The sequence below is a fragment of the Arthrobacter sp. Soil_N43 genome (genome assembly GCF_057655195.1).
On the sequence record NZ_JBDGML010000047.1, the window covers coordinates 1 to 4,555 of the forward strand.

The window sequence follows — 4,555 nt, forward strand, 5'->3', positions numbered from 1 at the left end:
ACTTCTGGACCGGCATCATGCTCCTTACCGGCTTCGCCGTTTTGATACCGATCTTCCCGGCCTCCGGCTTCGCCACCTGGGGCGGGCTCGTGCTCCCCACCATCACTATCGCCATCCTGCAGATCGCCCTGATCTCCCGGATGGTCCGGCGGGAGATGACTGCCAATTTCGCTGCCCCCTTCCTCACGGTGGCCCGCTCCCGCGGCGTCAACAGCTCTGCCCTTACGTGGCGCTACGCCATGGGCAATTCCGCCATCCCTGTCTTCACCGCCCTCGGCACCCGGTTCGCCGCGATGCTCAACGGCGTGGTGGTGGTCGAGGTGGTGTTCGCCTGGCCCGGCGTCGGCTCCCTCATTGTGCGGGCCCTCGAAACCCGCGATTATCCCCTTATCCAGGCCACGGTCCTCCTCACCGCGCTGCTGGCGGTAGCTGTTCAGCTGCTCATCGACCTCGCTTATCCGCTCCTTGATCCCCGCGTTCGTCTTGGAAAGGCGGCAACAGCATGAGCCTCGACACCGCAACGCCCGCCGCGGCAGACGGGCAGCCCGCACGCCGGCCCAGCCCCAGCGCCGTCACTAAAGCGGACATCGCCAAGGCAGGCGCCACCCGCCGTCGTAATGCGGCCAAATGGAAGCTCATCGTCGGCACCGTCTGCACCCTGCTGGTGATCATCCCCATCATCCTGGCCCAGGTGCTCCCGCTGCCGGACGCCAACTTCCAGGACCTCTCAGCCCGGCGCCTGCCGCCGCTGACCGACGGCCACCTGTTCGGCACCGACCAGTTGGGACGGGACCTCCTCTCCCGCGTGCTGCACGGCGGCCAGGTCTCCCTGACTATCGGCCTGCTCGCAGTGCTGGTTTCCGGCGCCATCGGCATCATCCTCGGCGCGGCCGCCGGCTATTTCGGCGGCTGGGTGGACACCATCGTCTCCCGCCTCCTCGAAGCCCAGATGTCCCTGCCGCTGCTGATGATGCTGCTGCTGGTGGTGGCGCTCTTCGGCCCGTCCATCCCGGTGATCACCTTCGTGATCGCCATAGCCCAATGGCCGGAAGTGGCGAGGCTGACCAGATCCATGGTGCTGGTGGAACGCGAAAAGCCCTACGTTTCCGCCGCCAGGATCCTGGGCCTCCACCGCATCCAGATCCTCATCCAGCACATCATCCCGAACGTCATCAAGCAGGCGACGCTGGTGGTGCTGCTCCTGCTGGCCCAGGCAGTGCTGCTCGAAAGCGCGCTCAGCTTCCTCGGTGCCGGGCCGCAGCGGCCCTTCGCCACCTGGGGCCGCATCATTTCCGACGGCCAGGACTACATCACCACCTCCTGGTGGATGGTCACCCTGCCCGGCCTGGTGATCGTGCTCATGGTGGTGGGCGTGAACCTGCTGGGCGACGGCCTCCGCGACCGTCCCCGCCGCAAGAAGAAGGGTGCCTGACATGAACGCACACACGGCCGAAGGCCAAACCAACCCAGCGCAGGCTGACACCCGCCATAAGGAGCCGGCCCTGCTGGAGGTCCGCAACTTCCAGGTGGAGCTGATCACCGACGCCGGCATCATCCGCGCCGTGGATTCAGTGAGCTTCAGCATCCACCGGGGTGAGACCGTCACCATCATCGGTGAGTCCGGTTCCGGGAAATCGACGACGGCGATGGGCATCCTGCGGCTGTTGCCGGAGGACCTGGCCGTGATCTCGGGCACCGTGCTGATCGACGGCGTGGACGTGATCGCCGAGCCCAAAGCCATCGACAAGGTCCGCGGCAAGACGCTCGCGCTGATTCCCCAGGACCCCATGACCGCGCTGAGCCCGGTGCACTCCATCGGCAGCCAGCTCTCCGAGGCCATCAGGATCGCGGGTGCCGCGTCCAGGGACAAGGACGCCGTCCGGGCACGGGCCATCCGCCTGCTGGAGCAGGTCCATATCCCGACGCCGGACAAGCAGCTGAAGAAGTACCCCCACCAGCTCTCCGGCGGCATGCTGCAGCGGGTGCTGATCGCCATCGCCCTGGCCAGCGAACCGCAGCTCCTCGTGGCCGACGAACCCACGTCCGCGCTGGACGTCACGGTGCAGGGCGGCATCCTGGACCTGCTGCTGGAGCTGCAGGAGCAGCGCGGCATCGGCATCCTGATGATCACCCACGACCTCGGCGTCGCCCGGCTGATCTCGGACCGCATCCACGTGATGAAGGACGGATCGTTCGTCGAATCCGGCGACGTCCAGCAGATCGTGGACCACCCCGCCACGGAATACACCCGCAGCCTGCTGGCCGCCGTTCCGGTCCTGGGCCCCTGGGACGAAACTCCCGCCGTCAACACCCAAGCCGACCCGGCGGCGGAAGCCGCCCTGAGCAACACCGGAGTCCGCCATGAGTAAGCCGTTCCTCTCCGTCGAAAACCTCGTGGTGGACTACCACGTGCCGGGCGGAACCTTCCGGGCCGTGGACGACGTCTCGTTTTCGGTGGACAAAGGCAAGACCATCGCCGTCGTCGGTGAATCCGGCTGCGGCAAGTCCACCATCGCGAAGGCGCTGATGCGGCTGGTGACACCGGCCAGCGGCCGGATCGAACTGGACGGAACGGACCTTGCCGCCATGAGCGAGGCGAAGCTGCGGCCGCTGCGCTCCAAGTTCCAGATGGTGTTCCAGGACCCGTACGGTTCCCTGGATCCGCACCTCACCGCGCAGGAAATCGTGGCCGAGCCGCTAAAGCTGCAGGGTGTCCGGTCGCGGGCCGAGCGGAACAAGGAAGCGGCCAAGCTGATTGACCAGGTGGGCCTGCCGGCACAGTCCCTGGACAAGCACCCGGCGGAGTTCTCCGGCGGCCAGCGCCAACGGATCGGCATCGCCCGCGCCCTGGCCTCGAAGCCGCAGCTGCTGGTCTGCGACGAAGCCACCAGCGCCCTGGACGTCTCCGTCCAGGCCCAGGTGCTGCGTCTGCTGAAATCCATCCAGGACGAAACCGGCATCACGTACGTATTCATCTCGCACAACCTTGGTGTGGTGCAGGAGATCAGCGATAGCGTCATGGTCATGCAACGCGGCAAGCTCGTGGAGTCAGGAACCACCGCCTCGGTCCTGACATCCCCCAAGGAGGACTACACGCGCAGGCTTCGCCGCGCGGCGCTGGACCCGTCCACCATGCGCGGGCTCAAGCCCCGGCACCTGGTCCGGTCACTGGCCCTCGCCACCCAGCGCAGCTGAGCGCCAGAGCCTGACCTCAACCCAACCTGAACCGAACCAACACACACGGCAACCATGAGGAACCAACACATGAGCAAGCAGCCAGAAGGAACTCCCGTGGACGGACTGAAGCTACCGATCTCCCGCCTCGTCCTGGGCACCATGACATTCGGCGACACCGCGGACGAGGCCACCGCCGGGCGCATGGTGGAGGAGGCCCTCGCCGCCGGCATCACCACCATCGACACCGCCAACGCCTACGTGGGCGGGGCCACCGAGGAGATGCTTGCCCGGCTCCTCAAGGACCGCCGGGAGGACATTGTCCTGGCTTCCAAGGCGGGCATGCCGCACGCCGACCACGGCCAGCACGCGCCCCTCTCACCGCAGGGGCTGCGCCGCAGCGTCGAGGGCAGCCTGCGCCGCCTGGGAGTGGACAGCATCGACCTGTTCTACCTGCACCAGCCGGACCGTGCAACGCCCCTCCGCGACACCCTGGCCACCGTGGCGGAACTCGCCGCCGAAGGCAAGATCGGCGCCCTGGGCGTGTCCAACTTCGCCGCCTGGCAGATCGCCGACGTCATCCACACGGCCCGCGAAGTGGGAGCGCCGCGGCCGGTGGTGGCGCAACAGCTCTACAACCTCGTGGCCCGCCGCGTGGAGGAGGAGTACCTCGAATTCGCCGCCACGCACGGCGTCCACACCATGGTCTACAACCCGCTAGGCGGCGGTCTGCTGACCGGCCGGCACAGCTTTGAGTCCAAGCCGTCTGAGGGCCGCTTCGGCGACTCCAAGCTCGCCGCGATGTACACGCAGCGCTACTGGGACAAGCAGCTGTTCGAGGCGGTCACGGGCCTCGCCGGCATCGCCGCTGAGGCCGGAATCAGCCTCGTGGAGCTGTCGCTGCGCTGGCTCGCCTACCGGAACGGCGTCGGCTCGATGCTGCTGGGCGGCTCCAAGGTGGAGCAGCTGCGCGCCAATATCGAGGCCGTGGCCAAGGGCCCGCTGCCCGCCGACGTCACCGACGCGTGCGACGCCATCGGGGCAGGGCTCCGCGGTCCGATGCCCGCCTACAACCGCTGATCTGCACCACATTGACTGAACACACCGACTGAAGACACTGACCGAAGGTAGAAAAATGACATCGGAACTGGCCCTCGAATTCGCCCGCAAGATCCGCGCCCGCGAGCAGGCCGTCGGCTACTGGGCCGTGCTGGATGCACCCGTGGCGACGGAACGCATCGGCCGGCTCGGATACGACTACGTGGCACTCGACGCCCAGCACGGCCTGCTCGGCTACTCGGGCATGCTCAACGGGCTCATGGCCATCGACGCCGGGCACACCGCCGTCGGGATGGTGCGCGTTGAGGACAACAACCTGACC

The 4,555-nt window shown here is 67.3% G+C and carries 5 protein-coding genes and 1 pseudogene; all 6 read left to right on the plus strand.

Going from position 1 to position 4,555, the window contains the following annotated elements; genetic code table 11:
- On the plus strand, positions 1-506 hold a 506-nt coding region (locus tag AC3A3W_RS03330), incomplete at its 5' end, for an ABC transporter permease (RefSeq protein WP_487440462.1).
- Entirely contained in the window at positions 503-1,432 is a 930-nt protein-coding gene (locus AC3A3W_RS03335) for an ABC transporter permease (protein ID WP_487440463.1), read from the plus strand. The genes AC3A3W_RS03330 and AC3A3W_RS03335, both read left to right, overlap by 4 nt.
- A 1-nt stretch (position 1,433) precedes the next feature.
- Positions 1,434-2,369 carry an ABC transporter ATP-binding protein gene (locus AC3A3W_RS03340; protein ID WP_487440464.1) on the plus strand — a complete coding sequence of 312 codons (936 nt, stop codon included), beginning with the start codon at positions 1,434-1,436 and terminating at the stop codon, positions 2,367-2,369.
- A complete protein-coding gene (locus tag AC3A3W_RS03345; protein WP_487440465.1) occupies positions 2,362-3,195 on the plus strand; it encodes an ATP-binding cassette domain-containing protein in 834 nt (277 codons plus the stop codon). Before AC3A3W_RS03340 ends, AC3A3W_RS03345 begins: the two co-directional genes overlap by 8 nt.
- Positions 3,196-3,264: 69 nt before the next feature.
- The gene (locus AC3A3W_RS03350; protein WP_487440466.1) at positions 3,265-4,254 is read left to right on the plus strand and encodes an aldo/keto reductase; all 990 of its coding nucleotides are present in this window, start codon (positions 3,265-3,267) and stop codon (positions 4,252-4,254) included.
- 55 nt (positions 4,255-4,309) lie between these two features.
- A pseudogene (locus AC3A3W_RS03355) lies at positions 4,310-4,555 on the plus strand (aldolase); the annotation flags it as partial.